Raw genomic sequence first — 23972 nt, forward strand, 5'->3', positions numbered from 1 at the left:
TGCAAAGGCCCTAGGGCCGGGTTGGAGCATCGTTGACGCCGAGGCCCTGCAGCGGCAGTCGCAAGGTGATGCCCAGGCGCCCCAGCGGCGACGGCGCCGCATAGATGCGGCCCCGGTGCTCTCCGACGATCTGCGTGCAGAGCGCAACGCTCGCGAGCGATTCGCAGTCGCCGTGGGGCTGTGCGCATTGCGCGGATGCCGCATCGAAGCATTGCGCGAGACGAGGCTCATCGGTGCCCGGTGCGCGGTCGATGAAGTTGACGACGGCCTGAGTGCCGTCGATGCGGCCCAGCACGTGCAGGGTGCTGCCGGCCTTCATCGCGCGGCAGGCGAACTCGACGATGTGCGCAAAGACTTCCTGCATCCCCGAACGATCGAGGAGCACCGGCAGCGGGTCGCCGGGAAGCTTCAGCTCCAATGCCATGCCGGCATCCTGGAGCCGGGCTTGCAGGGCGCCGGACATCTGCTGCAGCAGTTGCCGGATATCGGCCTGCTTGCACGAGAGAGGATTGGATGCGGCGGGTCGGGGGTGCGTCGCCGCGGCGGAGCCGCCGCTGCGCCGATCCAACAGGCGCCAGAATACGGAAAGCAGGATGAAGACGAAGAGGGCAATGGCGATCTGGGCTGTGTTCATGCAGGAGCGAGGTGGTGACGATGCGTCGCATTAGTCCCTGTCTCCGCTGTCGGTGCAACAGCTCCCGCACGCCTCATCGGGCCTTCAATATCTCTCCGCAATCCCGGCGCACGCCATCGCTCCGGCTTTCGGCGAGTGCCATCGAATGACCGAGAAACCAGGAGCGACCATGTACCAGGAAGAATTCATGAAGCGCGCCATCGCGCTGTCGGCGCAGGCGCTCGACACGCCGGGCACCGAGCCATTCGGCGCCGTGGTCGTGAGGGACGGCGCGGTGGTGGGCGAGGGCTTCAATCACTCCGTGGCGCATTTCGATCCCACCTCGCACGGTGAGGTCGAGGCCATTCGTGATGCCTGCCGCAATCTGAAGAGCGTCGATCTGAGCGGTTGCGATCTCTACACGTCGTGCGAGCCCTGCGCGCTGTGCGTGGCCGCCATGAGGATCGCGGGCATCGGCAAGCTCTACTACGCGGCTTCGCTTGCGCAGTCGGGTGAGGCTTTTGCGGGTGTGCCGGTGGAGGCCCGGCACCCTGTCGATGTGGAGGAACTGCGTGCCGAGGCAGGTGCACCGCTTGCTGCGCGTGCCATGCCTTCGGAGCAGAAACTCGACCGCGCGGCGGTCGAGGTGCTGGAGGCGTGGGCGGCGGGCCGGCGCGGCTAGCGCAGCGGGCCGCCGGCCTCTCAGGCTTTCAGGCTCAAGCGGCAGCATGGGCCGAGCGCGGCTCGGACATCGCCACGCGATAGATGATCGCGCCCAGCGCGGCACCGACCAGCGGAGCCACCCAGAACATCCATAACTGGTCCATCGCCCACTGCGGTGCGAACAGTGCCGGGCCGGTGCTGCGCGCCGGGTTGACGGAGGTCTTGGTCACGGGGATCGACACGAGGTGAATCAGCGCGAGGCACAGGCCGATCGCCATGCCTGCAAAGGCGTTCGAGGCGCGCTGCGCGGTGGAGCCCAGGATCACGAGCAGGAAGAACGCAGTCATCACGATCTCGCACACCAGTGCTGCGGCCATGCTGTACTGGCCGGGCGAGTTCGCCCCGAAGCCGTTGGCCGCAAAGCCACCGAGGTCGGCGTCGGGCTTGCCGGAGGCGATGAAGTACAGGACCCCGGCGGCGGCGCATGCGCCCGCCACCTGGGCCACCACGTAGCCCGGCAGCTTGCCGGCCGGCATGCGGCCTGCAACCACCAGGCCGAGCGAGACAGCCGGATTGAAGTGGCCGCCGGAGATGGGGCCGAACGCATAGGCGCCGGTGACGACCGTCAGGCCGAAGGCGAGCGAGACACCGAGCAGCCCGATGCCGAGTTCGGGAAACGCTGCGGCGAGCACGGCGCTGCCGCAGCCGCCGAAGGTGAGCCAGAAGGTGCCGAGAAACTCGGCGGACCAGATCTTGAAATTGCCATGTTGCATGAGGAGCTTTCAGTTCAGTTGTAGTGAGGGGGTGGGTTGCTGGAAATGGGAAAGAGGTGCTGGAGCAAGGGGCGATGGCGGGGGAGAGGGCGCCATCCGCGTCAGCCGGTAGCCGGCGTGGGGAAAGGTTTCCAGGCTCCAGCCGCGTGAACCGCGCAGATGAAGCGCAGAGCGCACGTCCTTGATGACGGAACCGATGTTGTCGATGCGGTATCCGGTCTGGCCCTGCTCACCAGTGGGCAGCATCAGGCGCAAGGCCTTCCGCGTCAGCGTTCGGTGGACGTTGAAGAAGAGTTCGAGGGCGACATCGAAGGCGACCGGGTCCAGGCGCGCCTGGCGCCTTGCGAAGTTGACGCTCCTGCGGAGCGGATCGAAGGCATAGTCGCCCCATGAGAGGAGAGGGGACGAGCTTTCGAAGCCGTGGGCGTCCAGGAACGACAGGATCACCCGGTAGAGATCGCTGAAGAACCGCGGCGCCACGGTGAAGTCATCGTCGGTGCTTGCGCGCTGAAGGATGAACCTTGGGTCGTTCTGCAACTTCAGGCCCAGCACGGGCACGTCGGACCCGACGATGCCGCGAATGGCAGCGAGCATGGGTTGCCCCTGGCTGTCCGATTCCGGCATATCGCCCAGCAGCAGCATGTCGAGCGTCCTCGCGCCCGTGCCCATGGCGGTGAGTTCTTCCAGGCTCGTGAACACGAGGGGCGCGTAGCGCTGCGCGCGTAGCGTGCGACGCATGTATTCGCGGGCACGCAGGGTGTAGGCGAGCACACCTGCGCGCCGCTTGGCAGCAAAACGAGACATGACGAGCTTCCCTTGATGCACTGCGCAGTGCGCGCGCATCGTTTTCTTGTGTGGGTGCCAACACGGTGGTCGGCGGTGGATCGGTTGGTAGACCGCTGCTCAAGAATGTAATTCTTTGGCGCTCACTGCCTAAGGGATAAGTTCACGATTCCAGAAGAAAGGTGGAATTGATTGCTTTTGAACTCAAATAGGACAACGAAGAGATCAGTTGTCGATTCTTAAACGAAACGCAGCGGGGCAAAATTTTATGGCCGATGTGACTTGTCAAGGGCCCAGTTCCCGCCCTGAATGTTCTTGAAATGCATGGGGCAAATCTTGGGGACGAGAAGGCAGACCGGCGGTCAAGGTCATCGCACCCATGAAATCATGTGCGCCCGCCACAAGCCGACGAAAGCGCATTCATGACAGCCAAGCCAATGAAAGTTCCGGGACCGAGCCCCATGAAGATCGCCGTGATGGGGGCCGGTGCGGTGGGCTGCTACTACGGCGGCATGCTGGCCCGGGCCGGCCATTCGGTGACGCTGATCGGACGGCCTCAGCACGTAGGGGCCGTCCGTCGCGACGGTCTCCTGCTCGACACGCAGAGCTTCAAAGCGCATGTGCCGATGCAGGCGAATACCGACGCCAGCGCGGTGGAGGGCGCAAGGCTTGTGCTCTTTTGCGTCAAGTCGACCGACACCGAGAGCGCCGCGATGGAGATCCGGCCGCATCTCATGCCCGATGCCCTCGTGATCACGCTCCAGAACGGTGTGGACAATGCCGAGCGCCTGCAGGCGCTCGTGTCGCAACAAGTCGCGGCCGCAGTGGTCTATGTGGCCACCGAGATGGCGGGGCCGGGCCACGTCAGGCACCACGGCCGGGGCGAACTGGTCATCGCCCCGTCGAAGGCCAGCGAGCAGGTCGCGGCGCTTCTGGCGGAAGCGGGCGTGCCGACCCAGATTTCCGACAACGTCGTCGGCTCGCTGTGGGCCAAGCTGATCCTGAACTGCGCCTACAACGCGCTGTCCGCAATCTCGCAGCTTCCCTATGGCCGTGTCGTGCAGGGCCCGGGTGTCGACGCCGTGATGCGCGACGTGGTGCGGGAATGCCTAGCCGTTGCCCATGCCAGTGGCGTGACCGTGCCTGGGGACACGTGGCAAGCGGTGGAGCGCATCGCGCAGACGATGCCGTCGCAGTTTTCATCCACCGCGCAGGACCTGGCGCGCGGCAAGCGCAGCGAGATCGACCATCTCAACGGCTACGTGGTGCGCAAGGGTGAGGCGGTGGACGTGCCGGCACCTGTCAATCGCACGCTGTGGACGCTGGTCAAGCTGATCGAGGATCGCCAGGGCCAGGCACCGGCGCACTGACCTGTGCCGGCCCGAGGGCTCAGTCGGACGGCTTGTCCGCCACGTACCACCGGGTCGCGATCAGCTCCGGCTCCTCGTGGGCCTGCAGGCGTTCCCAGTGCCGGTCGGCATCTTCGACGAACAAGTCGCGCGCGATCGCCTGGGCGAGCCGCGTCGCGCCGATGGCGAGGCCCGGGATGTCCCCGGCCAGAGCGCCGTGGCTCATGGTCGCGCCCCAGTTGAAGAGGCGCATGCGCGAAAGCGCGTCCGCCTGCGGGCTGGCCGGGTCCGCACTGCGCAACTCGAAGCCAGCGCCAAGATAGGGGAAGCGCGCCGGCTCCGGGTGATGCTCGGCCTCTGTCGCCGAGACGTGTTTTGCCCAGGTGTCGATATGCGCCGTGTAGGGTGCGATCTCCGGCCGGTCGAGCAGATCGACGTCGAAGCCGGTGCCGAAGATCACTGCATCGAAGCGCTCGCTGCCACCGTCGGGCAGGGTGACGGTCACGCCATCCTCGTCGGGCGCCACGTCATCCCATGGCGTGCCCAGGCGCAACTCGAAGGCATCGTGCGCGTCACAGCGGCGCACGGTTTCCCAGGGCGGCGGCACCTGCTCGTCGAAGATGTAGGTGTAGACGCGCCACTTGCGCGCATCGTCGAGCCCCTCGAAACCGCGCAGGAACCCATGGCTCGAAGCGGCCTTGCTCTTGTTGACCTGCGGCAATTGCGCGCGGCGCGCGAAGAGCGTCACCTTCGCGGCGCCGGCTTCCAATGCGCAGGCAGCGTTGTCGAAGGCCGAAGCACCGGCGCCGAGAACGCCGATGCGTCGGCCTTCCCAGGCGGCGAAGTCGATGGAGTCGGCGGAATGGAAGACGCGGCCGGCCGCATGCGAGTCGGCACGACGCAGCGACGGAAAGGCGGGCCAGCGCGGAGCGCCGCTGCCGTCGCGGCCGAGCGCCAGCACGAGCTGACGTGTGCGCACGGTTTCGCGGCGGCCGTGGGCATCCTCCAACTCGATCAGGAGGACGCGGCCACCGTCGGCGTGCGACACGGAGCGCAGCGACACGCCGTTGTCGACCTGCAGGCCGACGGTGTCGCGCACCCACAGCAGGTAGTCGCGCCAGTCGACGCGGCCGATCTTGTGCAGCGCCAGCCAGCCCGGTGTGCCTTCGGCGGAGCTTTCGCCGCCTTCGCCGTGCTGGGCTTCGTACCAGGCGCGAAAGCTCAGCGACGGAATGCCCAGCTCCGGCCCGCCGATGTGCTTGGGGCTGCGCAGGGTCAGCATGCGCGCATAGGTACCCCACGGGCCTTCTTCGCCGCGCGCGGCGCGGTCGATCACCCGCATGTTCGTGACGCCTTCGCGGCGCAGCGCATAGGCGGCGGTCTGTCCGCACATGCCGGCGCCGGCAACCAGCACGTCGAGCACGGGTACCTCGGCGGTCGATGATTCGGCCGGCAGCACCCAGGCGGGAGGCGGCACGTTGATGCGTTCGAGATCGGCGCGTGCCTGCGTCGCCAGGCGCGCCAGCGCCGCCGTATCGCGCGGGCTCGCGATGAATTGCAGTGGCACCGGGGGCAGTGCGTCGGAGGTTGAGTCGTCGGAGGCCATCGCCTGAAGATAATCCAGAACATGATCGCTCTCGACTGCTACTACAGCCTCTCTTCCCCATGGGCCTACCTGGGCGGCCCGCAACTGCAGGACATCGTGCGCCGCCACCATGTGCAGCTCACGCTGAAGCCCTACGACTTCCAGGCCGTGGTTCCGCAGACCGGGGGCATTCCGCTCAAGACCCGGCCCGAGCCGCGCCGCACCTACCACGCGCTGGAACTCGCCCGTTGGCGCGACCATCTCGGCATGGCGCTCAACCTCGAACCGGCACACTACCCCAAGGGTGCGGCGAGCGATCCGGACTGGAACAAGTATCCGGGCTGGATGGTCATTGCGACGCAACTGCAAGGGCTCGATGCGCAGCCGCTCTCGCATGCATTGCTGCGCGCGCTGTGGGCGGAGGAGCGCGACACCTCGGACGCGGCCGTGCGCATTGCCGTCGCCGACGAGAACGGCTACGACGGCGCCGCGCTCCAGGCGCTGGAGCAGACGCCGGAAACGCTGGCCACCTATCGCGCGAACAGCGCCGAAGCCGTGGAAAAGGGCGTGTTCGGAGCGCCGACCTACATCCTCGACGGCGAACGATTCTGGGGCCAGGACCGCCTGGCTTTCCTCGATCGCGCGCTGGATCGTCTCAGGACCGCGCGCGGCGCCTGACTAGGTGCGGATTCGGCCGTCGCCCGTGATCATCGACAGCTCGACGAACTTCGATGCCACGTGGTTGCGCGGCGAGAACGACACCTCGAAACCGCCGAACTGCTGCCTGTCGATGCTTTCGAGCCCGGTGATCAGGCCGTCCCGCGTGGCCTTGCCTGGCGCGCGGCGCAGTCCTTCGACCAGCACCTTCGCCGCCAGATAGCCCTCCAGGCTGGAAAAGTTGGCCTTGGTGTTGCCGCCGCCCTTGCGCAGCGCTTCGTTGAATTCGCGCGTGATGCCGTTCGCCGCGTTGTAGGGCGAGGGCACGACCTGCGTGACGACCACGCCGGCGCCGTCCTTGCCGAGTTCGTCGGCCAGGGCCTGCGTGCCGACGAAAGAGACGTTGAAGAACGTGCCGCCGTAGCCCGCCTTGCGCGCTTCGCGGATGAAGGCGGCGCACGACTTGTACGCGCTGACCTGGACCACCGCGTCCGGGCGCGCCGCCACGATGCTCCTGACCGCCGTGGCGACGTCGGACGAGTTCCGCTCGACCGTGGCCAGCGCCGCCGGCTTGAGGTCCATCTGCGCCAGCGCCAGCGTCACGCCGTCGAGGCCGGCCTTGCCGTAGGCATCGTTCTGATAGAAGACCGCGATCTTCTTCAGGCCGAGATGGGTGAGCTGCTTCACGATCAGCGCGGTCTCGTCGTTGTACGAGGCGCGCAGGTGGAACACGTTCTTGTGGAAAGGCTCGCGCAAGGCCATCGCGCCGGTGAAGGGCGCGATGAAGGGAATCTTCGCGTTCACCGCGAGCGGCATCGCCGCCAGGCTGGTGGGCGTGCCGATGTAGCCGAACAGGGCAAAGGCCTCGTCGTCGATCAGCCGCTTGGTGTTGGCCGCACAGCGGTCGGGCTCGTAGCCGTCGTCCAGGAACTTGATCGCGACGTCGCGGTGGCCGGGCTGCGCGTTGTACTGGTCCAGGAAAAGCTTGGCGCCTTCATAGAACTGGATGCCGAGCTGCGCGGCGGGGCCGGTGAACGGTGCCGACTGGCCCAGCACGATCGGCGTTTCGCTCTGCGCGCGCGCCCATTGAAAGCCCGCGAGCGCCGCTGCGCCCGTAGCGATCGAAAAATGCCTGCGATTCATCTTCATGAAAACCCCTCCGCGCGCATTCGCGACGCACAACTTAGACTCGCCCGATTGGCTATTGCCCCTCTGTTGACTCATGACTCTCGAAACCCAAGTGCTCGGCGCCTGCCCGCATGACTGCCCCGATACCTGCGCGCTCGTGACGACCGTTCGCGACGGCGTCGCCGTCAAGCTGCAGGGCAATCCGGCCCATCCGCACACGGCGGGCGTGCTGTGCACCAAGGTTTCTCGCTACATCGAACGCAACGACCATCCCGAACGTCTCGTGCAGCCCCTGAAGCGCTCCGGCCCCAAGGGGAGTGGCCTCTTCGAGCCGGTGACCTGGGATGCGGCGCTGGACGACATCGCGGCGCGGCTTCATGTCATCAAAGGTAACAATTCGGAAAAGATTGTGCCCTACAGTTACGCGGGAACGATGGGTCTCGTGCAGGGCGAATCGATGGATCGTCGTTTTTTCAACAAGCTCGGCGCATCGTTGCTGGACCGCACGATTTGCTCCACGGCTGGAGGTGAGGCCTTAGGTCTTACTTTGGGCGGCAAGGTCGGAATGCGGGTCGAGTTTTTCGCCAATGCGAAGCTGATCCTGATCTGGGGCAGCAACTCGATTGCGAGCAACCTGCACTTCTGGCGCCATGCGCAAGCCGCCAAACGCGCCGGCGCGCGGCTGGTGTGCATCGATCCGCGCAAGACCGAGACGGCGGACAAGTGTGATGAGCACATTGCCTTGCTTCCGGGCACCGACGCGGCGCTGGCATTCGCGCTGATGCACGAGCTGATCGTGAACGACTGGCTCGACCATGACTACATCGAGCGCTACACGGTGGGCTGGGCGGGTCTTCGCGAGCGGGCCTTGCAGTGGCCGCCCTCGCGTGCGGCAGCCGTCTGCGGCGTGCCGGAGACGCAGATCGTCGAACTGGCGCGCGCCTACGGAAACACGAAGCCGGCGGCCATCCGGCTCAACTACGGCATGCAGCGCGTGCGCGGCGGTGGCAACGCGGCGCGTGCCGTGGCCTGCCTCCCGGCGTTGGTCGGCGCATGGCGGGATCGGGCCGGCGGCTTGCTGCTGAGCAGCTCGGGCCTGTTCCCGGTGGATCGAGCCGCCTTGCAGCGGCCCGACCTGCTGGCGGGCCGGCACCCGCGCACGATCAACATGAGCGCGATTGGTGACGCGCTGCTCGACACTGTGAATCCGATCGAGGCCCTGGTCGTCTACAACAGCAATCCGGTTGCGATCGCGCCGGAGTCGGGCAAGGTGGTCGCCGGGTTCGCGCGCGAGGATCTCTTCACCGTGGTGCTGGAGCAGTTCCAGACCGACACCGCCGACTATGCCGACTACGTCCTGCCGGCCACCACGCAACTGGAGCACTGGGACATCCACTTCAGCTACGGCCATACGGACGTGATGCTGAACCGGCCCGCAGTCGCTCCGCGTGGCCAGGCACGCAGCAACACCTGGGTGTTTCGCGAGCTGGCGAAACGCATGGGCTTCGACGACCCTTGCTTCGCGGACGACGACGAGACCTTGTGCCGTGCTGCGTTCAGCGCAGAAGCGGTCGATTTCGAGGCCTTGCAGACGCAAGGCTTTGCCACCCTGAAGCTGCCCGACGCGCCCTACGCCGAAGGCAACTTCCCGACCCCCTCGGGCCGCTGCGAGTTCTTCAGCGCCCGGCTCGCCGCGCAGGGCCAGGACGGCTTGCCCGACCATGTGCCCAACTACGAGCCGGCCGGCAGCTCGAAGGAATTTCCGCTCGCAATGATCTCGCCGCCGGCGCGCAACTTCCTCAACTCCAGCTTCGTCAACGTGCGCAGCCTGCGCGCGATCGAGGGCGAGCCGCTGCTCGAAATCAACGAAGCCGACGCCCTGGCGCGCGGTATCGTGGACGGCGCCACGGTGCGCGTTTTCAACCAGCGCGGCGAGCACCGCTGCCGCGCCGAAGTCTCTCGCCGCGCCCGGCCGGGCGTGGTGCATGGCCTCGGCATCTGGTGGCGCAAGCTGGGGCTGGACGGCACCAACGTCAACCAGCTCACGAGCCAGCGGCTGACGGACATCGGGCGCGGTCCGACCTTCTATGACTGCCTGGTCGAGGTGGAGTCCGCCGCGGAAGCCGCGGTCGCATCATGAGGTCGGCCCGAAGGCGTCTCGCGGGATGCGCGGCGGTCGCAGGGCTGGCGACGCTCGCGGGTTGCGCCGATGTCAGCTATTACTGGCAGTCGGCCAGCGGGCACCTGGGGCTGATGCGCGCCGCGCGGCCGGTGGACCAGTGGCTGGAAGACCCTGCCACCTCCGACGCGCTCAAGGCCAAACTCGAACTCACCACGCGGCTGCGTCGCTTTGCAGTGACCGATCTCGGCCTGCCGGACAACGACAGCTACAAGGCCTATGCCGACCTGCATCGCAACGCCGCGGTCTGGAATGTGGTCGCCGCTTCGCCGCACTCGCTGACGCTCAAGACCTGGTGCTTCCCGGTCGCAGGGTGCGTTGGCTACCGGGGCTACTACGACGAGGCCGCCGCCAAGGCGGAAGCCGCCGACCTGCAGGCGCAGGGCTTGGAGACTTCGGTCTACCCGGTGCCTGCGTACTCGACGCTCGGCTGGATGAACTGGGCCGGCGGCGATCCGCTGCTCTCCACCTTCATCGGCTACCCGGAGGGCGAACTGGCGCGCATCGTCTTCCATGAACTTGCGCACCAGATGCTCTACGTGCCTGGCGACACGATGTTCAACGAATCCTTTGCGACCGCGGTGGAGCGCATCGGCGGGGCGCGCTGGCTGAAGACGCATGCCAGCGAGGCGGCGCGGCTCGAATATGCGCAATTCGATGCGCGCCGCCAGCAGTTCCGCGCCCTCACGGCCGAAACGCGGCGAGCACTGCAGGACATCTACACGTCGAAGGAAGCGCAGGCGAAGGACTGGGAGACGGTCGATGCCAGGAAGAAGGCGGCCATGGAGGAGTTTCGCCAGCGCTATGCCGCTCTGCGCGCTGGCTGGACCGGCCCGCGGCAGGGCGCGTACGACGGCTGGGTGGCGCGGGCCAACAATGCGACCTTCGGCGCCCAGGCTGCCTACGACGAACTGGTGCCCGGATTCGAGGCGCTCTTCGAGCGCGAGGGCGAGGACTGGCCGCGCTTCTACGCCGCCGTGAAGCAATTGAGCAAGCTACCCAAGGATGGGCGCGACCAGGCGCTCAGGGCCACCACGCCATCGCCGGTGGACCTCATGCAAACGCAGGCCCCGTGCTGCAAACCCAACAACACCAAGAACGGAGCCCCCGGTGTCTGACATTCACATCGAACGCAAGCACAGCCTGGGACTGGAAGCCGCGCGCGAGGTCGCGCGCCAATGGATGCGGCGGGCGGAGCAGGACTACGGCATCGAATGCACCTACGCCGAAGGCGAGAGCTGCGACGTGGCCCGGTTCAATAGGGCGGGCATCGACGGCAGTGTCGAGGTCAGCGCGGATTCCGTCGCGCTGAATGCGACGCTGGGCCTGCTGTATGGAAACTTCAGCGAGCAGATCGAGCAGCGCCTGCTGCAGAGCCTGGACGACTTGCTCGGCGCCAAGGCGCCGGCGGACGACGACGTCTACAACGACAAAGACTGGTTGTGACGCTCGCCGCGCGGGCACGGCGAAACTTGCCGGGTCAGCGCAGCGATTCGATCAGGTCGATGTACTGCTGCTTGGCTTCGTCGGCGCTCAAGCCCTTGCGCGAGGTCCATGCATCCCACTTCGCGCGGGCAACGATGTCGCTGAAACTCGGCTTCTTCTCCGCGTTGTCGCCGGCGGTGGCCTGCTTGAAGAGGCCATAGATCTTGAGCAGGGTCGGGTTGTCCGGGCGTTCGGCGAGAAGTTTGGAGTTGGCTTGGGCGGCTTCGAATTGGGCGTTCAGGTCGGACATGGCGGCATGGTCTCGTCAAAAGACGCGATCTTAAGTGACGGCGCCGTCTATAAACCTCAGTCGGAAAGACCGGCGCGCGCCAACTCCACGTCCAGGCGCTCGCGCGCGTCGGCCGGTTCGAGCGCTGCCGCCTTTTCGTAGAGCCGGGTCGCCTCGGCCATGCGCGAATCGCCTTGCAGCATCAGCAATCCACGGGCGTACTCCATCAGCACGCTGGCCGAGTGAGGGTTCAACTGCAGGCTGCGCTCGAAGAGCTCGATGGCGGTGTCGGCGCGGACGCCGTAGGTCATCCGGCCCACCAGCGAGCCGACCTTGTCGATGACTTCGGCGTGGAACGCGCCGAGCGCTGCGTGCGCATCCGCGTGGTCCGGCTCCAACTCGATCACGCGCTCGAGGGCGCCCTTGACCTTGCCACCCAAGCCCTGCGCCAGCGCGCGCGCCACGCTGATCCCCTGGCTGTAGCGTCCCAACGCGTAGGCCTGCCAATACAGCGCCTGGCAGTTTTCGGGCTCTGCAGCAACCTGGGCGGTGGTTCGCTCCGCCACCTGCTTGAACAGCGCCAGCCTGACCGATTCGCGCGGCTCGAGGTAGTTGGCATAGACGGCAGTGGCCTGGTTGAGGAGCGCCAGGCCCTCGTGCCCCTGCTTCAGCGCGATCGCCGCGGCCCGCTCGAACTCACCGCTGTGATACAGCGCCCAACCCTCCGCCAGCGGGCCGGTCACCGGCGGTTGCAATCCTTGGCCGGCATGCAGGCGAGGCCAGTGCGCCAGCAGGGTGGAGGTGTCGAATTTGGGGACATCGCGGTAGGGCAGTCGGGTCCATGGCCCCGTTGCGGGAGGGGCGCCGGCGGACAGCAGCGAGAGAGGTTGGAGGTCCGGTGGGGTCATTCGATAGGGGGTCAGACCGTTGCAGGTTGATCTTCGCCGGTATAGGCGCTGCTGAGTGTGAGTAAATGCCGCCGCTGCTCCGTCGCCAGATAGGGTGCCAAGAGGTGCAGCGTGTGATGGGCGCCTCGCAACAGGGCGCCCTGGGCATGCCCGGGTTCGAGCGCCTCGCGCGGATTGCGTACGTATTCGTAGCTGAGCCAGTAGGTGAGCACCACCACCATGCTCTGTGCCAGCGTATCGACCTCTCGCGCGTCGATGTCGAGGTGCCCGGCGCGGCTCAGGCCGGCGAGCAGGCTGCGGATGGCGCGAGCCTTGTTCTTGAGCACGAGCTGGAATTGCGTCTCGAGATGCCGGTTCTTGCTCAGCAGGTCATTGAGGTCGCGGTAGAGGAAGCGATAGCGCCAGATCAGTTCGAACAGGCTGTGCATGAAGAACCATGCGTCTTCGACATCGTGCACACCCTCGCTTGCGTGCAGCAGGGTGTTGAGCTCGGTCTCGTAGCCTTCGTAGAGCCGGTTGATCAGCTCGTCCTTGGCCGGGTAGTGGTAGTAGAGGTTGCCGGGGCTGATGTTGAGTTCACCGGCGACCAAGGTGGTCGAGACGTTCGGCTCCCCGAACCGGTTGAACAGGTCAAGTGCGGCTTCGAGGATGCGTTGTGCAGTGCGGCGTGGCGCTTTCTTGGCCATGTCGGAGCCCCGTTTTGTCTCTTGGGGAACACTCTAGCGCAACTCCGTCGCGCCCGGTGCAGCGATCGCCGCTTGCCCCGCGGCCGGCGGCGGGGCTCAGTTGCTGGTCAGGCCGTTTCAGCTACCGCCGCCGGCCTTGTGACGTTGCGAGGGCTTGGCGCTATCGGGTGACTTGCGAGCGGCCGTCTTGCGTGCCGCCGGACGAGCCGTGGCGCCGGCCGCACCCTTGCTGCGCAACTGGGCCTCGAGGGCCTCGACCCGCGCCTGCAGCGCCGCCACTTCCTGCGCCGAGGGCATGCCCAGCTTTTCGAGGGCACGTGCGACGCGCTCCTCGAAGATGTTTTCCAGCTTGCCCCAGCCGCCCGCGGCCTTGGTTCCGAATTCGCTGGCGAATCCGGCCATCCGGGCCTGCGCCTGGGCCAGGGTCTCCTCGGCGGCCTGCTGCGTCTTCTTCTGGACGCCGACGCCGTCTTTCACCAGCGCCTCGAAGGCCTTGCTGCCTTCCTGCTGCATCTTGGCAAAGGCACCGAGACCGGCGAGCCAGATCTGCTGGGCGGAGTCCTTGATGCGGTCCGCGGGTTTGTCGTCTTCGGGAGTGGGCATGGTGTGTTCCTTGAAGGTCCTGGGAGACTCTAGCCGGGGGCGGACGGGCCGGTGTAGAGGCGGGGGTCTAGCAGCGAATTGAAACATTCTCGGATGGGATAATCCGTCCCTTGAGCGCCGGCAGGCGATTATTCCGACAACAACGAGGGACCCCCCATGATCCTGGTTACCGGTGGCGCCGGCTTCATTGGCGCCAATTTCGTTCTCGACTGGATGGCCCAAGGTGGCGAAGGCGTCGTGAATCTCGACAAGCTGACCTATGCCGGCAACCTTGAAACGCTCGCTTCGCTCAAGGACAACGCCGGGCATGTGTTCGTGCAGGGCGACATCGGCGACAGTGCGCTCGTCGACAAGCTGCTGGCGGAACACAAGCCGCGCGCCGTAGTGAACTTCGCGGCCGAATCCCATGTGGACCGCTCCATCCATGGTCCGGAGGACTTCGTTCAAACAAACGTGCTCGGCACTTTTCGCTTGCTCGAGTCGGTGCGTGGCTATTGGAACGCGCTGCCCGCGGAGCAGAAGGAAGCCTTCCGCTTCCTGCATGTCTCGACCGACGAGGTCTATGGCTCGCTCTCGGCATCCGATCCGGCTTTCACGGAAGAGAACAAGTACGAGCCCAACAGTCCCTATTCGGCCAGCAAGGCGGCGAGCGACCACCTGGTCCGGGCGTGGCACCACACGTATGGCCTGCCGGTGGTCACGACCAACTGCTCGAACAACTACGGCCCGTTCCACTTCCCCGAAAAGCTCATCCCTCTGATGATCGTCAACGCGCTCGCCGGCAAGTCGCTGCCGGTGTACGGCGACGGCATGCAGGTGCGCGACTGGCTCTACGTCAAGGACCACTGCAGCGCAATCCGCCGCGTGCTCGAAGCGGGACGCCTCGGCGAGACCTACAACGTCGGCGGCTGGAACGAGAAACCCAACATCGAGATCGTCAACACGGTTTGCGCACTGCTCGACGAACTCCGCCCTCGCGCCGATGGCAAGAGCTACCGCGAGCAGATCGCCTATGTCACCGACCGTCCGGGCCATGACCGGCGCTACGCGATCGATGCGCGCAAGCTCGAGCGTGAGTTGGGCTGGAAACCGGCGGAGACTTTCGACACCGGCATTCGCAAGACGGTCGAGTGGTATCTGGCCAACGGTGAATGGGTACGCAACGTCCAGAGCGGTGCCTACCGCGAATGGGTCCAGAAGCAATACGCCGGCGCTCCCGAGAAGGCGCACGCATGAAGTTGCTGCTGCTTGGCAAGGGCGGGCAGGTCGGCTGGGAACTGCAGCGCAGCCTGGCCCCGCTCGGCGAACTGGTCGCGCTGGATTTCGACAGCACTGACTTTCATGCTGACTTCAGCCACCCCGAGCAACTGGCCGAGACGGTGCTGAAGCTGCGGCCGGATGTCATCGTCAATGCAGCGGCGCATACGGCGGTCGACAAGGCCGAAAGCGAACCCGAGTTCGCGCGCAAGCTGAACGCGACGTCACCCGGCGTGGTGGCGCAAGCTGCGCAGCAGATCGGTGCCCTGATGGTCCACTACTCGACCGACTACGTGTTCGACGGAAGCGGCGACAAGCCCTGGCGGGAAGGCGACGCCACCGGTCCCTTGAGCGTCTACGGCCAGACCAAGTTGGAGGGCGAGCAACAGGTGGCCGAGCACTGTGCGAAGCACCTGATCTTTCGCACGAGCTGGGTCTATGCGGCGCGGGGCGGCAATTTCGCGAAGACCATGCTGCGGCTCGCGAAGGAGAGGGACCGGTTGACAGTCATCGATGACCAATTCGGTGCGCCGACCGGGGCCGAATTGCTGGCGGACGTCACGGCTCATGCGATTCGCGACACATTGCGAGATCCGGCCAAAGCCGGGCTCTATCACCTCGTGGCCGGCGGCGAGACCACTTGGCACGGGTACGCCCGATTCGTGCTCGAGCAGGCATTGGCTGCAGGCGTCGCGCTGAAGGCATCGCCTGGCGCCGTCGATCCGGTTCCAACCAGCGCTTTCCCGACTCCCGCCAGGCGCCCACACAATTCCCGCCTGAATACTCACAAGTTGCAGACCACGTTTGGACTCACTCTGCCTCATTGGCAGCTTGGTGTAGCGCGTATGCTGGCAGAGACCCTCTAATTACTCCACGACAAAGAATGACCCAACGCAAAGGCATCATCCTGGCCGGCGGTTCCGGTACGCGGTTGCACCCGGCAACCCTGGCAATGAGCAAGCAACTGCTCCCGGTCTATGACAAGCCGATGATCTACTACCCGCTGAGCACGCTGATGCTGGGTGGAATGCGAGACATCCTCATCATCAGCACTCCCCAGGACACGCCGAGATTCCAGCAACTGCTGGGCGATGGTCGACAGTGGGGGATCAACCTGCAGTACGCAGTGCAGCCGAGCCCGGATGGTCTGGCGCAGGCCTTCATCATCGGCGACAAGTTCATCGGCAATGCGCCCAGTGCACTGGTGTTGGGCGACAACATCTTCTATGGCCATGACCTGGCCCATTTGCTCGCGGATGCCGATGCGAAGCAGGCCGGTGCAACCGTGTTCGCCTATCACGTGCAAGACCCGGAACGCTATGGTGTCGTGGCCTTCGACGGCGAGGGCAAGGCCAGTAGCATCGAGGAGAAGCCGGTTCGGCCAAAGAGCAGCTATGCGGTGACCGGGCTCTATTTCTACGACAACGAAGTCATCGACATTGCCAAGGCGGTGAAACCGAGCGCGCGCGGCGAACTCGAAATCACGGCAGTGAATCAGGCCTATCTGGACCGCGACTGCCTCAGCGTGCAGATCATGCAGCGCGGCTACGCGTGGCTCGACACCGGGACGCACGAGAGTCTGTTGGAAGCCGGCCAGTTCATTGCGACGCTCGAGCATCGACAGGGACTGAAGATCGCCTGTCCCGAGGAAGTGGCCTGGCGCCACGGCTTCATCTCGACGGAACAGCTTACGAAACTTGCAGCACCGCTGGAGAAAAGCGGCTACGGCAAGTACCTGATGCATCTGCTCAACGATGAGGTGCGGTCGTGAGGGCGACGCCTACTGCCATCCCCGATGTGCTCGTCATCGAACCGAAGGTGTTTGGTGATGCGCGCGGCTTCTTCTTCGAGAGCTTCAATCAGAGCGCGTTCGACGACGCGATCGGCAAGCATGTCGACTTCGTCCAGGACAACCATTCACGATCTGCAAAGGGAGTACTGCGTGGTCTGCACTACCAGATTCAGCAACCGCAAGGGAAGCTGGTTCGTGCAGTGCGCGGCGCGGTCTTCGATGTGGCGGTCGACATCCGCAGATCGTCACCGACGTTCGGGAAATGGGTGGGTGTCGAACTGAGCGAAGAAAATCACAAGCAGCTCTGGGTGCCACCGGGCTTCGCGCACGGCTTCCTGGTACTCAGTGAGTCCGCCGAATTTCTCTACAAGACGACGGACTACTATGCGCCCGCCCACGAGCGCAGCATTGCATGGAACGATCCTGATGTCGCCATTGCGTGGCCAGTCACCGATACCCCCACGCTGTCCCAAAAGGACCAGCAGGCCGCGATGTTGAAGCAGGCCGAACTGTTCGAATGACAGATCCGAGGCAACCTCTCCACGACGCCCGACCCCTTCGATTTGAATAATCTTTCTTCCGAGTATTTCTATGTCTACTTTCTTTCCAGAGCGCCAGATCGCAAACGCCGGGCTGTATGCAGATGCCTACTTCGAAAGGATTGCAGCCGCTACCAAGACTGTGAGTCGCGATGCGATTGCAGCCGCAGGAGAATTGCTGGCTGAACGTGCCGGGCAGGGAAGGATGATTTTTTCATGCGGCAATGGTGGCTCTGCGGCGATTTCGAATCACCTGGTCTGCGACTGCATGAAGGGTGTTCGCAGCAATGGATGGCTGAAACCCAAGGTCAACAGCTTGTCGTCCGCCGTTGAGCTCATCACGGCCATCGTCAACGACATCGGATCGGACGAAATGTTCTCGTTCCAACTGACGTCGATGGCTACCCAAGGCGACGTTCTGATCGCGATCAGCTCTTCCGGCGCATCGCCCAATATCGTCAAGGCCCTGGAGACCGCGCGCGAGATGAAGATGGCCACGATTGCCATGACGGGTTTTTCCGGAGGAGATGCGGCCCGGCTCGCCGATGTCAGCCTTCACGTCGACGCGCAGAACTACGGTGTGATCGAGGATGTGCACCAGTCTCTGATGCATATCCTGGCCCAGTATCTCCGTCATAGTCACCTGACGGATCCCTCTCTTCTAGGAACGCTCAAGTTCTAAATGTGTGCCGCTCGCGGCCGTGGTTCTTTTTAGTAGGGTATTGATGGACTTGCACCTTATCACCGGCGGCGCCGGATTCGTCGCTGTCAACTTAGCGCGTCGTCTGCTCGCAAGAGGGGACGCAGTTCTGGCCTTGGACGATTTGTCCAGAGGGCGGCGCGAACTGGTGGCTGAATTCGAACGCCACGAGCATTTCACTTTCCGGCAAGTGGATTGTTCGAACCTTGACGAGCTGTCGACTGCGATTGACGAGGCGGGCTCTCAAGTGGCCCATGTCTGGCATATGGCTGCCAACTCGGATATTCCCGCTGGCGTTGCCGATCCCCGGATCGATCGAGACCGCACGTTCCAGACAACCTTCGCTGTGCTCGAAGCGATGCGCCGCCACCAGATTCCAGAGCTGCATTTCGCATCCAGCTCGGCCATCTATGGTGATATGGGCGATTGTGAAATACATGAAGATATCGGTCCGCTGCAACCAATTTCCAACTACGGAGCCATGAAGCTGGCATCGGAAGCGCAGATCCGTGCGGCCGTCGAAGCCTTCCTGCCGCGGGCGGACATCTTCAGGTTCCCCAATGTCATCGGCGTCCCGGCGACCCATGGCGTGATCTTCGATTTCGTCCACAAGCTGAGGGCGACGCCCGACAGACTGGTTGTGCTTGGGGACGGCACGCAGCAAAAGGCCTACTTGCATGTCGATGACCTCATCGACGCGATGCTCCACGTGAGCGGGCTCGACGGGCGGTACAAGGTATTCAACATCGGACCGAAAGATGAGGGTGTCACGGTGCGAATGATTGCTGAAACCGTCCGCAACAGGGTGTCTCCCGGAGCCGAGATCGTCTTTGGCCAGGGCAACCGTGGCTGGGTGGGCGATGTGCCGCGCTTTCGCTACTCGACCCGTCGCCTGGCCGACAGTGGTTGGGCTCCGCGGCTCGACTCCAGCCAGGCCGTGATGCGTGCGGTCGACGAGATCGCACGCGCGGAGTTGAAGGATTGACGCAGGCTGTCATTCTCGCCGGAGGAAAAGGCACCCGGCTCGCGGAGCGCCTCAAGGGGCGGCCCAAACCGCTCGTGGATGTCGAGGGCAAGCCGCTGCTGGAGCATCAGATCCATGCTCTTGCTCACCACGGCATTGACGATGTGGTCGTGTTGGTCAACCATGCCGCGGATCAGATTCAGGCCTTTTTCGAACAACACCCATTTCCGTGCCGTGTGCGCTTGATAGACGATGGCGAGCCGCGCGGCACCGCCGGTGCATTGCTGGCGTGCCTGGACGAACTGGAGGATCGGTTTCTCGTCGTCTATGGGGATACCCTGTTCGACATCGATGTCGGGCACATGATCGCGGCGCACGAGGCTGCCTCCGCCGATGCCACATTGCTGTTGCATCCCAACGACCATCCGGCGGATTCCGACCTCGTCGAAGTGGATGAGTCTGGCCGGATCCTCGCGTTTCACGGCTATCCGCATGCCGACGGGGCCGAGCTGCGCAATCTGGTCAATGCAGCCTTCTACATCATCGAGAAAAAGGCGTTGCTGGCTTGGCGTCACTTTCCGACGCCCAGTGATTTTGCCAAGGACCTCTTCCCCGCCATGGTGCGCGCCGGCGCGCATATTGCGGGGTACATGAGCTTCGAATACATCAAGGATCTGGGCACGCCGAAGCGGTTGGACAAGGTTGAAAAGCACCTTCGCTCCGGCGTCGTGGAGCGGGCCAGTCGCAAGCAGCCTCAAAAGGCGGTGTTCGTTGATCGGGACGGGACTCTCAACGCGTTGCGCGACTATGTGCGCCGACCCGACGATCTTGAATTGCTTCCGCAAGCAGCCGAGGCCGTGCGCTGTCTCAACAACGCCGAATACCGCGTCGTGGTGGTGACCAATCAACCGGTCCTGGCCCGGGGGGAGTGCAGCGTCGACGACTTGCGACGCATCCACAATCGGCTCGAAAGCAAGCTGGGCGCGGCGGGTGCCTACCTGGATGCCATCTACTTCTGTCCTCACCATCCCGATGCCGGGTTTGCTGGCGAGGTGCCGTCCTTGAAAATCGCTTGCGGTTGCCGAAAGCCGGAGCCGGGGATGATCCGCGAAGCCATGGACGCGATGAACATCAGGTCATCCGAGTCTTGGATGATCGGTGATAGCACCGCCGACATGCTGGTGGCGGAGCGGACCGGGCTGCGATCGGTGCTTGTAGAAACAGGCGAGGCCGGCGCGGATGGCAAATTCGTTGCGACGCCGGATTTTCGTTTTGCGGATGTCGGCGCGGCAGCGAGCTTCATCGTCGACGTCTATCCGCGTCTCGCGGTGATCGTCGAAGGATTCGCTCGAAAGATCCTGCCGGGCGACTTGGTGCTGATCGGCGGTCTGGCGCGCAGCGGCAAGTCGACTATTGCCGGCGTGCTGAAATCCGAACTCCTCAAGCGTGGTGTTGGCGCGAAGACGGTCTCTCTCGACCGCTGGCTGCGACCAGAATCAGAACGTCAACCGGGCCTCCTGGGTCGCTTTGCGCTGGAAGAAGCCCGGCACGATCTGGAAGGTTGGCTGGCTGGCGGCGCTACCGACAAGGAGATTCCCAGCTACGAACGGCTTCGCCGAAGTCGTGGCCGCCCTGGCCGCATGGTGCTGGAGAGCGATACCGTGCTGATCCTCGAGGGTGTTCCTGCGTTGCTGGCGGATTGGCAGGGGCCACGCCGGATCTGGCGACTCTATGTCGAAGCATCCGAAACGCCCCGGCGCGCTCGCGTCGAGGCCGACCTGATCGCACGTGGCTTGGCTGACGGCCCCGAGGCTGCCCAGTGCTACGAGCAACGGCAAGAAGACGAAACACCTTTGGTAAGCGCCTCTCGGGCCGCCGCCGATCACGTGCTTGACCTTGATCCCTCCTTTTCATTGACACCTCATGATCATTAGTCGAACCCCTCTGCGGATGAGCTTCGTTGGGGGCGGAAGCGATTTGCCAAGCTTCTACCGCCAACATGGCGGAGCAGTGCTGTCCACCGCCATCGATAAATACATATACATAAGCGTCAATAAGAAGTTTGATGGCGGAATCCGCGTTGCATACTCAAAAACAGAGGAAGTCGATCACATCGACCGCATTGAGCACCGGCTGGTCCGGACAACCATGGAGATGCTCGGAATTCCAGGGGGAGTAGAGATTACGAGTACTGCGGATATTCCCTCGCACGGGACCGGCTTGGGTTCGTCCAGTGCTTTTACGGTGGGTCTTATCAATGCGCTGCATGCGTACTTGGGGCGACATGTTTCCGCGGACCAACTCGGAAGCCTCAGTTGCGAAATCGAAATAGATCGTTGCGGCGAACCCATCGGGAAGCAAGACCAGTACGCGTCCGCATTCGGCGGATTGAGTATTATCGAATTTCATCCGGACGATAGCGTGCTGGTCACTCCGCTAGTCCTGCAGCGCCAGATCCGCGAAGCCCTTGAAAAAAACATCGTTGTCTTTTACACCGGCATTGCCCGCAGCGCCTCCGGAATTCTGAAGGAGCAGTCGTCCAATGTGACGGAAAGTGCTGCAAAGCAGGAGCTGCTCAAGCGCATGGTCGCGCTGGTTTACCAGTTGCGAAGCGAGTTGCAAGACGGCAAGCTGGATTCAATGGGTGAAATCCTCGACGAAAACTGGCAACTGAAGAAGCAGCTCGCGTCAGGGGTCACCAACACCGCTATAGATGATTGGTATGCAAAGGCCAAATCAAACGGGGCGCTTGGCGGCAAACTCCTGGGTGCCGGCGCCGGCGGATTCTTGATGTTCTACGCGCCAGCCGAGCGTCACGACGCAATTGAGAGGGCACTCGGCCTCCGGCGAATTCATTTCGGATTCGAATCGCTTGGAAGTAGAATTATTTTTTATAATCCGACTGATCTCTGAGGCGAAATCGGGCTTGCACCTGTACTCACTTATTTCTGCTGGAGATCATGCAATCTTCCAGGTTCCTCGAATGATTGCAATCGATGGATTTTTGCTTGCATCGAAGCCTGATAGCCCGAGCCATTCGAAATGCATCTCGTGAGCATGACAATTCTCTGTTTTGTCTGACGATGCCAGAGCGCGCGGCATCCGACGATCGGGGTGTGTGTCCTGTCGCGTGAACGCGGAATTCGCGCCATCAAACCTGCTACAGAACGTTCTTCAAAATGGCCAAGTTACTGCTTAATAGCTCTCCTCGCGTATCCGTTGTCATTCCAACGCGGAATTCTGAGAAATATTTGAGGGAAGCCCTTGACAGTATTCTGGGGCAAACCTTCGCAGACTTCGAGGTATTGATCGTAGACGACAGCTCGTCCGACGGTACCTTGGACATTATTCGCGCGTATGCGGACTCTCGAGTCAAGATTTTGACTGGGCCTGGCAAAGGCCTTGCCGCAGCCTTGAATCTCGCTATCCGCGAGGCCCGGGGTGAATTCATAGCGCGCATGGACGCGGACGACATCGCCGATACCACGCGTGTGGGAAAGCAGGTGGCCTTTCTCGACGAGCATCCTGAAGTCGGTGTCTGCGGCACATTATTCCAGCAGTTCATGCATGGCGATGCCATTCATTACCACATGGAAAATGTTCGCTATATTGACATGATGATGGGGTGCTATATCGGGCATCCTACTGCCATGTTCCGTCGGGAATTGTTTGCCAAGCACGAACTTTTCTACGATGAATCGATGCGCTTCAGCGAGGATTACGATTTGTGGTCCCGCGCCATCCGCATCACTCGGCTCGCAAACATACCGGAAGTGCTTCTGCGCTACCGCCGGCACAACGACAGCGCGTCAATCGTTCATGTTGAAAAAATGCATGCGTTGGACGTGGGCGTCAAATTCCGGATGATCGACTATTTGATGGACGGGCTTTCTCAGGCTGATGCCGAGCTTGTCACCGAGATGCTGCAGGGCAAACCAATGGATGAAGCCGCCAGGATTGGGCTGCTCGCGAGGTTGATCGGTGCAATCAAACATGAGGATCTGTGTTCGCCGATCGAGTTGGTATCGCTTTTCCATCAGCTTAAACCGCTTGCTAAAGAAGATCTCATCCGTTTCTCCCGGGATTTGGTCACCGCACTTCCGATTTTTGTAATTTCTTTCAATCATCTGACGTACCTGCAAACCATCATCGAGTTTTTTGAAAAAGTCGGATTCAAGAATTTGCACGTCATCGACAATGCGTCGACATATCCGCCACTGGTGGAATATTTGCGCGTTTCCCCGCACAAGATCCACTATATGGGGTCGAATTACAAGCACATGGTCTTGTTTGACTCTCTGAAGTTCAAGGATCTTGTCGACAACAACTATTTCGTGCTCACCGATCCCGATGTTCTTCCTGTCGATGAATGTCCGCACAATTTCCTCTATGTTTTCCTTGATATTCTGCTTGGACACCCGACCAAGAACAAAGTCGGTTTTTCTCTGAAGATCGACGATATCCCCGATCATTACGAACTCAAAGAAAACGTCCTCAAATGGGAAGGACGCTTCTACGAAAAGTCGGCGGAATGTAACGGTGTGACCATACACGATGCGCCTGTAGATACTACGTTTGCACTGTATCGGCCTCGTAAGGAATGGCGCACCAACAATTTCTTTTCCGCATTCAGAACGGGTGCGCCGTTTACTGCGAGACATCTGCCGTGGTATCGGGATATTTCGCAACTGACAGATGAAGAAGCGTTCTATCGCAGTGTAGACAAAGGTAGCAGCAATTGGAATGGAACCATGAGCTCCGAACAGTTGCATAAAAAATACGGCACTGGAAAAACCACTGAAGCACAGGCCAAGGAAGCGCAGGCCATGGCGCAGAAAGCCGCCCCTCGGGGGGATATCAAGGAAACTTTTCGCCGACGCCGAATTGGCGAGTTGCGTGGCTATTTCCTGTACGGCTACTGGCCGCTGCTCAATCTGCGTACAGTCCCTTATGAGAGTATTCGCACTACACTTTACGTTTTTGGAAAAATTCCACTGATCAGCAAGACAACTGCTGAGCAACACCACGTATATCGGATATTTGGGCTACTTCCGATCTGGAGCAAAGCCTTCTCTTGAC

General features: G+C 62.9%; 24 protein-coding genes. 15 read left to right on the forward strand and 9 right to left on the reverse strand.

Annotation, left to right across the window (positions count from 1 at the left end):
• Nucleotides 1-10: 10 nt before the first annotated feature.
• The gene (locus QTH97_RS25290) at nucleotides 11-634 is read right to left on the reverse strand and encodes a sensor histidine kinase (protein WP_286571257.1); all 624 of its coding nucleotides are present in this window, start codon (nucleotides 632-634) and stop codon (nucleotides 11-13) included.
• Between the two features lie 169 nt (nucleotides 635-803).
• On the opposite strand from QTH97_RS25290, the gene QTH97_RS25295 reads away from it, so the two are divergent.
• Nucleotides 804-1295, forward strand: coding sequence for a nucleoside deaminase (locus QTH97_RS25295; RefSeq protein ID WP_286571258.1), 492 nt, complete (start codon nucleotides 804-806; stop codon nucleotides 1293-1295).
• A gap of 34 nt (nucleotides 1296-1329) precedes the next feature.
• On the opposite strand, the gene aqpZ is transcribed toward QTH97_RS25295, so the two are convergent.
• Both aqpZ and QTH97_RS25305 read right to left on the reverse strand, forming a co-directional pair.
• The gene (gene aqpZ, locus QTH97_RS25300; protein WP_286571259.1) at nucleotides 1330-2049 is read right to left on the reverse strand and encodes an aquaporin Z; all 720 of its coding nucleotides are present in this window, start codon (nucleotides 2047-2049) and stop codon (nucleotides 1330-1332) included.
• Nucleotides 2050-2058: 9 nt separating this feature from the next.
• On the reverse strand, nucleotides 2059-2853 hold the full coding sequence (locus tag QTH97_RS25305) for a hypothetical protein (protein ID WP_286571260.1): 795 nt from the start codon (nucleotides 2851-2853) through the stop codon (nucleotides 2059-2061).
• 440 nt (nucleotides 2854-3293) lie between these two features.
• Between QTH97_RS25305 and QTH97_RS25310 the strand changes: the two genes are divergently transcribed.
• Nucleotides 3294-4202, forward strand: a complete 909-nt coding sequence (locus QTH97_RS25310; protein ID WP_286571309.1) for a ketopantoate reductase family protein — start codon at nucleotides 3294-3296, stop codon at nucleotides 4200-4202.
• A 19-nt stretch (nucleotides 4203-4221) separates the two neighbouring features.
• Here the strand turns inward: QTH97_RS25310 and QTH97_RS25315 are convergent, their stop codons facing one another.
• Nucleotides 4222-5787 (reverse strand): SidA/IucD/PvdA family monooxygenase, encoded by a 1566-nt coding sequence (locus tag QTH97_RS25315; RefSeq protein ID WP_286571261.1) that lies wholly within the window; start codon nucleotides 5785-5787, stop codon nucleotides 4222-4224.
• A gap of 21 nt (nucleotides 5788-5808) precedes the next feature.
• On the opposite strand from QTH97_RS25315, the gene QTH97_RS25320 reads away from it, so the two are divergent.
• Nucleotides 5809-6444 carry a 2-hydroxychromene-2-carboxylate isomerase gene (locus QTH97_RS25320; RefSeq protein ID WP_286571262.1) on the forward strand — a complete coding sequence of 212 codons (636 nt, stop codon included), beginning with the start codon at nucleotides 5809-5811 and terminating at the stop codon, nucleotides 6442-6444.
• Here QTH97_RS25320 and QTH97_RS25325 read toward each other — a convergent pair whose 3' ends face one another.
• The gene (locus QTH97_RS25325) at nucleotides 6445-7572 is read right to left on the reverse strand and encodes an ABC transporter substrate-binding protein (RefSeq protein ID WP_286571263.1); all 1128 of its coding nucleotides are present in this window, start codon (nucleotides 7570-7572) and stop codon (nucleotides 6445-6447) included.
• Between the two features lie 73 nt (nucleotides 7573-7645).
• On the opposite strand from QTH97_RS25325, the gene QTH97_RS25330 reads away from it, so the two are divergent.
• The 3 genes from QTH97_RS25330 to QTH97_RS25340 are packed head-to-tail and all read left to right on the forward strand — an operon-like array spanning nucleotide 7646 to nucleotide 11176.
• The gene (locus tag QTH97_RS25330) at nucleotides 7646-9691 is read left to right on the forward strand and encodes a molybdopterin-containing oxidoreductase family protein (RefSeq protein WP_286571264.1); all 2046 of its coding nucleotides are present in this window, start codon (nucleotides 7646-7648) and stop codon (nucleotides 9689-9691) included.
• Entirely contained in the window at nucleotides 9688-10848 is a 1161-nt protein-coding gene (locus QTH97_RS25335; RefSeq protein ID WP_286571265.1) for an aminopeptidase, read from the forward strand. The genes QTH97_RS25330 and QTH97_RS25335 overlap by 4 nt, the downstream gene beginning before the upstream one ends.
• Complete coding sequence (locus tag QTH97_RS25340) at nucleotides 10841-11176, forward strand: polyhydroxyalkanoic acid system family protein (protein WP_286571266.1); 336 nt, start codon at nucleotides 10841-10843, stop codon at nucleotides 11174-11176. Before QTH97_RS25335 ends, QTH97_RS25340 begins: the two co-directional genes overlap by 8 nt.
• A 34-nt stretch (nucleotides 11177-11210) precedes the next feature.
• Here the strand turns inward: QTH97_RS25340 and QTH97_RS25345 are convergent, their stop codons facing one another.
• The 4 genes from QTH97_RS25345 to QTH97_RS25360 form a co-directional block, all read right to left on the reverse strand.
• The gene (locus tag QTH97_RS25345) at nucleotides 11211-11465 is read right to left on the reverse strand and encodes an acyl-CoA-binding protein (protein ID WP_286571267.1); all 255 of its coding nucleotides are present in this window, start codon (nucleotides 11463-11465) and stop codon (nucleotides 11211-11213) included.
• 56 nt (nucleotides 11466-11521) lie between these two features.
• Nucleotides 11522-12352, reverse strand: a complete 831-nt coding sequence (locus tag QTH97_RS25350; protein WP_286571268.1) for a tetratricopeptide repeat protein — start codon at nucleotides 12350-12352, stop codon at nucleotides 11522-11524.
• Nucleotides 12353-12363: 11 nt separating this feature from the next.
• Entirely contained in the window at nucleotides 12364-13038 is a 675-nt protein-coding gene (locus QTH97_RS25355) for a TetR/AcrR family transcriptional regulator (RefSeq protein ID WP_286571269.1), read from the reverse strand.
• Nucleotides 13039-13155: 117 nt separating this feature from the next.
• Nucleotides 13156-13641: a phasin family protein gene (locus QTH97_RS25360; protein WP_286571271.1), complete on the reverse strand. Its 486-nt coding sequence runs from the start codon at nucleotides 13639-13641 to the stop codon at nucleotides 13156-13158.
• Nucleotides 13642-13797: 156 nt separating this feature from the next.
• Between QTH97_RS25360 and rfbB the strand changes: the two genes are divergently transcribed.
• The 9 genes from rfbB (at nucleotide 13798) to QTH97_RS25405 (ending at nucleotide 23971) form a co-directional block, all read left to right on the forward strand.
• Nucleotides 13798-14877: a dTDP-glucose 4,6-dehydratase gene (gene rfbB, locus QTH97_RS25365; RefSeq protein ID WP_286571272.1), complete on the forward strand. Its 1080-nt coding sequence runs from the start codon at nucleotides 13798-13800 to the stop codon at nucleotides 14875-14877.
• Entirely contained in the window at nucleotides 14874-15764 is an 891-nt protein-coding gene (gene rfbD, locus QTH97_RS25370; protein ID WP_286571273.1) for a dTDP-4-dehydrorhamnose reductase, read from the forward strand. Before rfbB ends, rfbD begins: the two co-directional genes overlap by 4 nt.
• Before the next feature lie 17 nt (nucleotides 15765-15781).
• Entirely contained in the window at nucleotides 15782-16669 is an 888-nt protein-coding gene (gene rfbA, locus QTH97_RS25375) for a glucose-1-phosphate thymidylyltransferase RfbA (protein ID WP_286571274.1), read from the forward strand.
• Nucleotides 16666-17211, forward strand: a complete 546-nt coding sequence (gene rfbC / locus QTH97_RS25380; RefSeq protein ID WP_286571275.1) for a dTDP-4-dehydrorhamnose 3,5-epimerase — start codon at nucleotides 16666-16668, stop codon at nucleotides 17209-17211. The genes rfbA and rfbC overlap by 4 nt, the downstream gene beginning before the upstream one ends.
• Nucleotides 17212-17281: 70 nt before the next feature.
• Nucleotides 17282-17911 carry a D-sedoheptulose-7-phosphate isomerase gene (locus tag QTH97_RS25385; protein WP_286571276.1) on the forward strand — a complete coding sequence of 210 codons (630 nt, stop codon included), beginning with the start codon at nucleotides 17282-17284 and terminating at the stop codon, nucleotides 17909-17911.
• A 43-nt stretch (nucleotides 17912-17954) separates the two neighbouring features.
• Nucleotides 17955-18914: an SDR family NAD(P)-dependent oxidoreductase gene (locus tag QTH97_RS25390; protein ID WP_286571277.1), complete on the forward strand. Its 960-nt coding sequence runs from the start codon at nucleotides 17955-17957 to the stop codon at nucleotides 18912-18914.
• A complete protein-coding gene (locus QTH97_RS25395) occupies nucleotides 18911-20827 on the forward strand; it encodes an HAD-IIIA family hydrolase (protein ID WP_286571278.1) in 1917 nt (638 codons plus the stop codon). Before QTH97_RS25390 ends, QTH97_RS25395 begins: the two co-directional genes overlap by 4 nt.
• Nucleotides 20817-21806, forward strand: a complete 990-nt coding sequence (locus QTH97_RS25400; protein WP_286571279.1) for a GHMP family kinase ATP-binding protein — start codon at nucleotides 20817-20819, stop codon at nucleotides 21804-21806. Before QTH97_RS25395 ends, QTH97_RS25400 begins: the two co-directional genes overlap by 11 nt.
• Before the next feature lie 266 nt (nucleotides 21807-22072).
• Nucleotides 22073-23971 carry a glycosyltransferase family 2 protein gene (locus QTH97_RS25405; RefSeq protein ID WP_286571280.1) on the forward strand — a complete coding sequence of 633 codons (1899 nt, stop codon included), beginning with the start codon at nucleotides 22073-22075 and terminating at the stop codon, nucleotides 23969-23971.
• Nucleotide 23972: the final 1 nt, after the last annotated feature.

The sequence above is a fragment of the Variovorax gracilis genome (assembly GCF_030317115.1).
In the GTDB taxonomy this organism is placed as follows: Bacteria; Pseudomonadota; Gammaproteobacteria; order Burkholderiales; family Burkholderiaceae_C; genus Variovorax; species Variovorax gracilis.

Coding starts and splice junctions, on each gene's coding strand:
- QTH97_RS25290 (WP_286571257.1), bottom strand. CDS start 634: ATGAACACAGCCCAGATCGCCATTGCCCTCTTCGTCTTCATCCTGCTT.
- QTH97_RS25295 (WP_286571258.1), top strand. CDS start 804: ATGTACCAGGAAGAATTCATGAAGCGCGCCATCGCGCTGTCGGCGCAG.
- aqpZ (WP_286571259.1), bottom strand. CDS start 2,049: ATGCAACATGGCAATTTCAAGATCTGGTCCGCCGAGTTTCTCGGCACC.
- QTH97_RS25305 (WP_286571260.1), bottom strand. CDS start 2,853: ATGTCTCGTTTTGCTGCCAAGCGGCGCGCAGGTGTGCTCGCCTACACC.
- QTH97_RS25310 (WP_286571309.1), top strand. CDS start 3,294: ATGAAGATCGCCGTGATGGGGGCCGGTGCGGTGGGCTGCTACTACGGC.
- QTH97_RS25315 (WP_286571261.1), bottom strand. CDS start 5,787: ATGGCCTCCGACGACTCAACCTCCGACGCACTGCCCCCGGTGCCACTG.
- QTH97_RS25320 (WP_286571262.1), top strand. CDS start 5,809: ATGATCGCTCTCGACTGCTACTACAGCCTCTCTTCCCCATGGGCCTAC.
- QTH97_RS25325 (WP_286571263.1), bottom strand. CDS start 7,572: ATGAAGATGAATCGCAGGCATTTTTCGATCGCTACGGGCGCAGCGGCG.
- QTH97_RS25330 (WP_286571264.1), top strand. CDS start 7,646: ATGACTCTCGAAACCCAAGTGCTCGGCGCCTGCCCGCATGACTGCCCC.
- QTH97_RS25335 (WP_286571265.1), top strand. CDS start 9,688: ATGAGGTCGGCCCGAAGGCGTCTCGCGGGATGCGCGGCGGTCGCAGGG.
- QTH97_RS25345 (WP_286571267.1), bottom strand. CDS start 11,465: ATGTCCGACCTGAACGCCCAATTCGAAGCCGCCCAAGCCAACTCCAAA.
- QTH97_RS25350 (WP_286571268.1), bottom strand. CDS start 12,352: ATGACCCCACCGGACCTCCAACCTCTCTCGCTGCTGTCCGCCGGCGCC.
- QTH97_RS25355 (WP_286571269.1), bottom strand. CDS start 13,038: ATGGCCAAGAAAGCGCCACGCCGCACTGCACAACGCATCCTCGAAGCC.
- QTH97_RS25360 (WP_286571271.1), bottom strand. CDS start 13,641: ATGCCCACTCCCGAAGACGACAAACCCGCGGACCGCATCAAGGACTCC.
- rfbB (WP_286571272.1), top strand. CDS start 13,798: ATGATCCTGGTTACCGGTGGCGCCGGCTTCATTGGCGCCAATTTCGTT.
- rfbD (WP_286571273.1), top strand. CDS start 14,874: ATGAAGTTGCTGCTGCTTGGCAAGGGCGGGCAGGTCGGCTGGGAACTG.
- rfbA (WP_286571274.1), top strand. CDS start 15,782: ATGACCCAACGCAAAGGCATCATCCTGGCCGGCGGTTCCGGTACGCGG.
- QTH97_RS25385 (WP_286571276.1), top strand. CDS start 17,282: ATGTCTACTTTCTTTCCAGAGCGCCAGATCGCAAACGCCGGGCTGTAT.
- QTH97_RS25390 (WP_286571277.1), top strand. CDS start 17,955: ATGGACTTGCACCTTATCACCGGCGGCGCCGGATTCGTCGCTGTCAAC.
- QTH97_RS25400 (WP_286571279.1), top strand. CDS start 20,817: ATGATCATTAGTCGAACCCCTCTGCGGATGAGCTTCGTTGGGGGCGGA.
- QTH97_RS25405 (WP_286571280.1), top strand. CDS start 22,073: ATGGCCAAGTTACTGCTTAATAGCTCTCCTCGCGTATCCGTTGTCATT.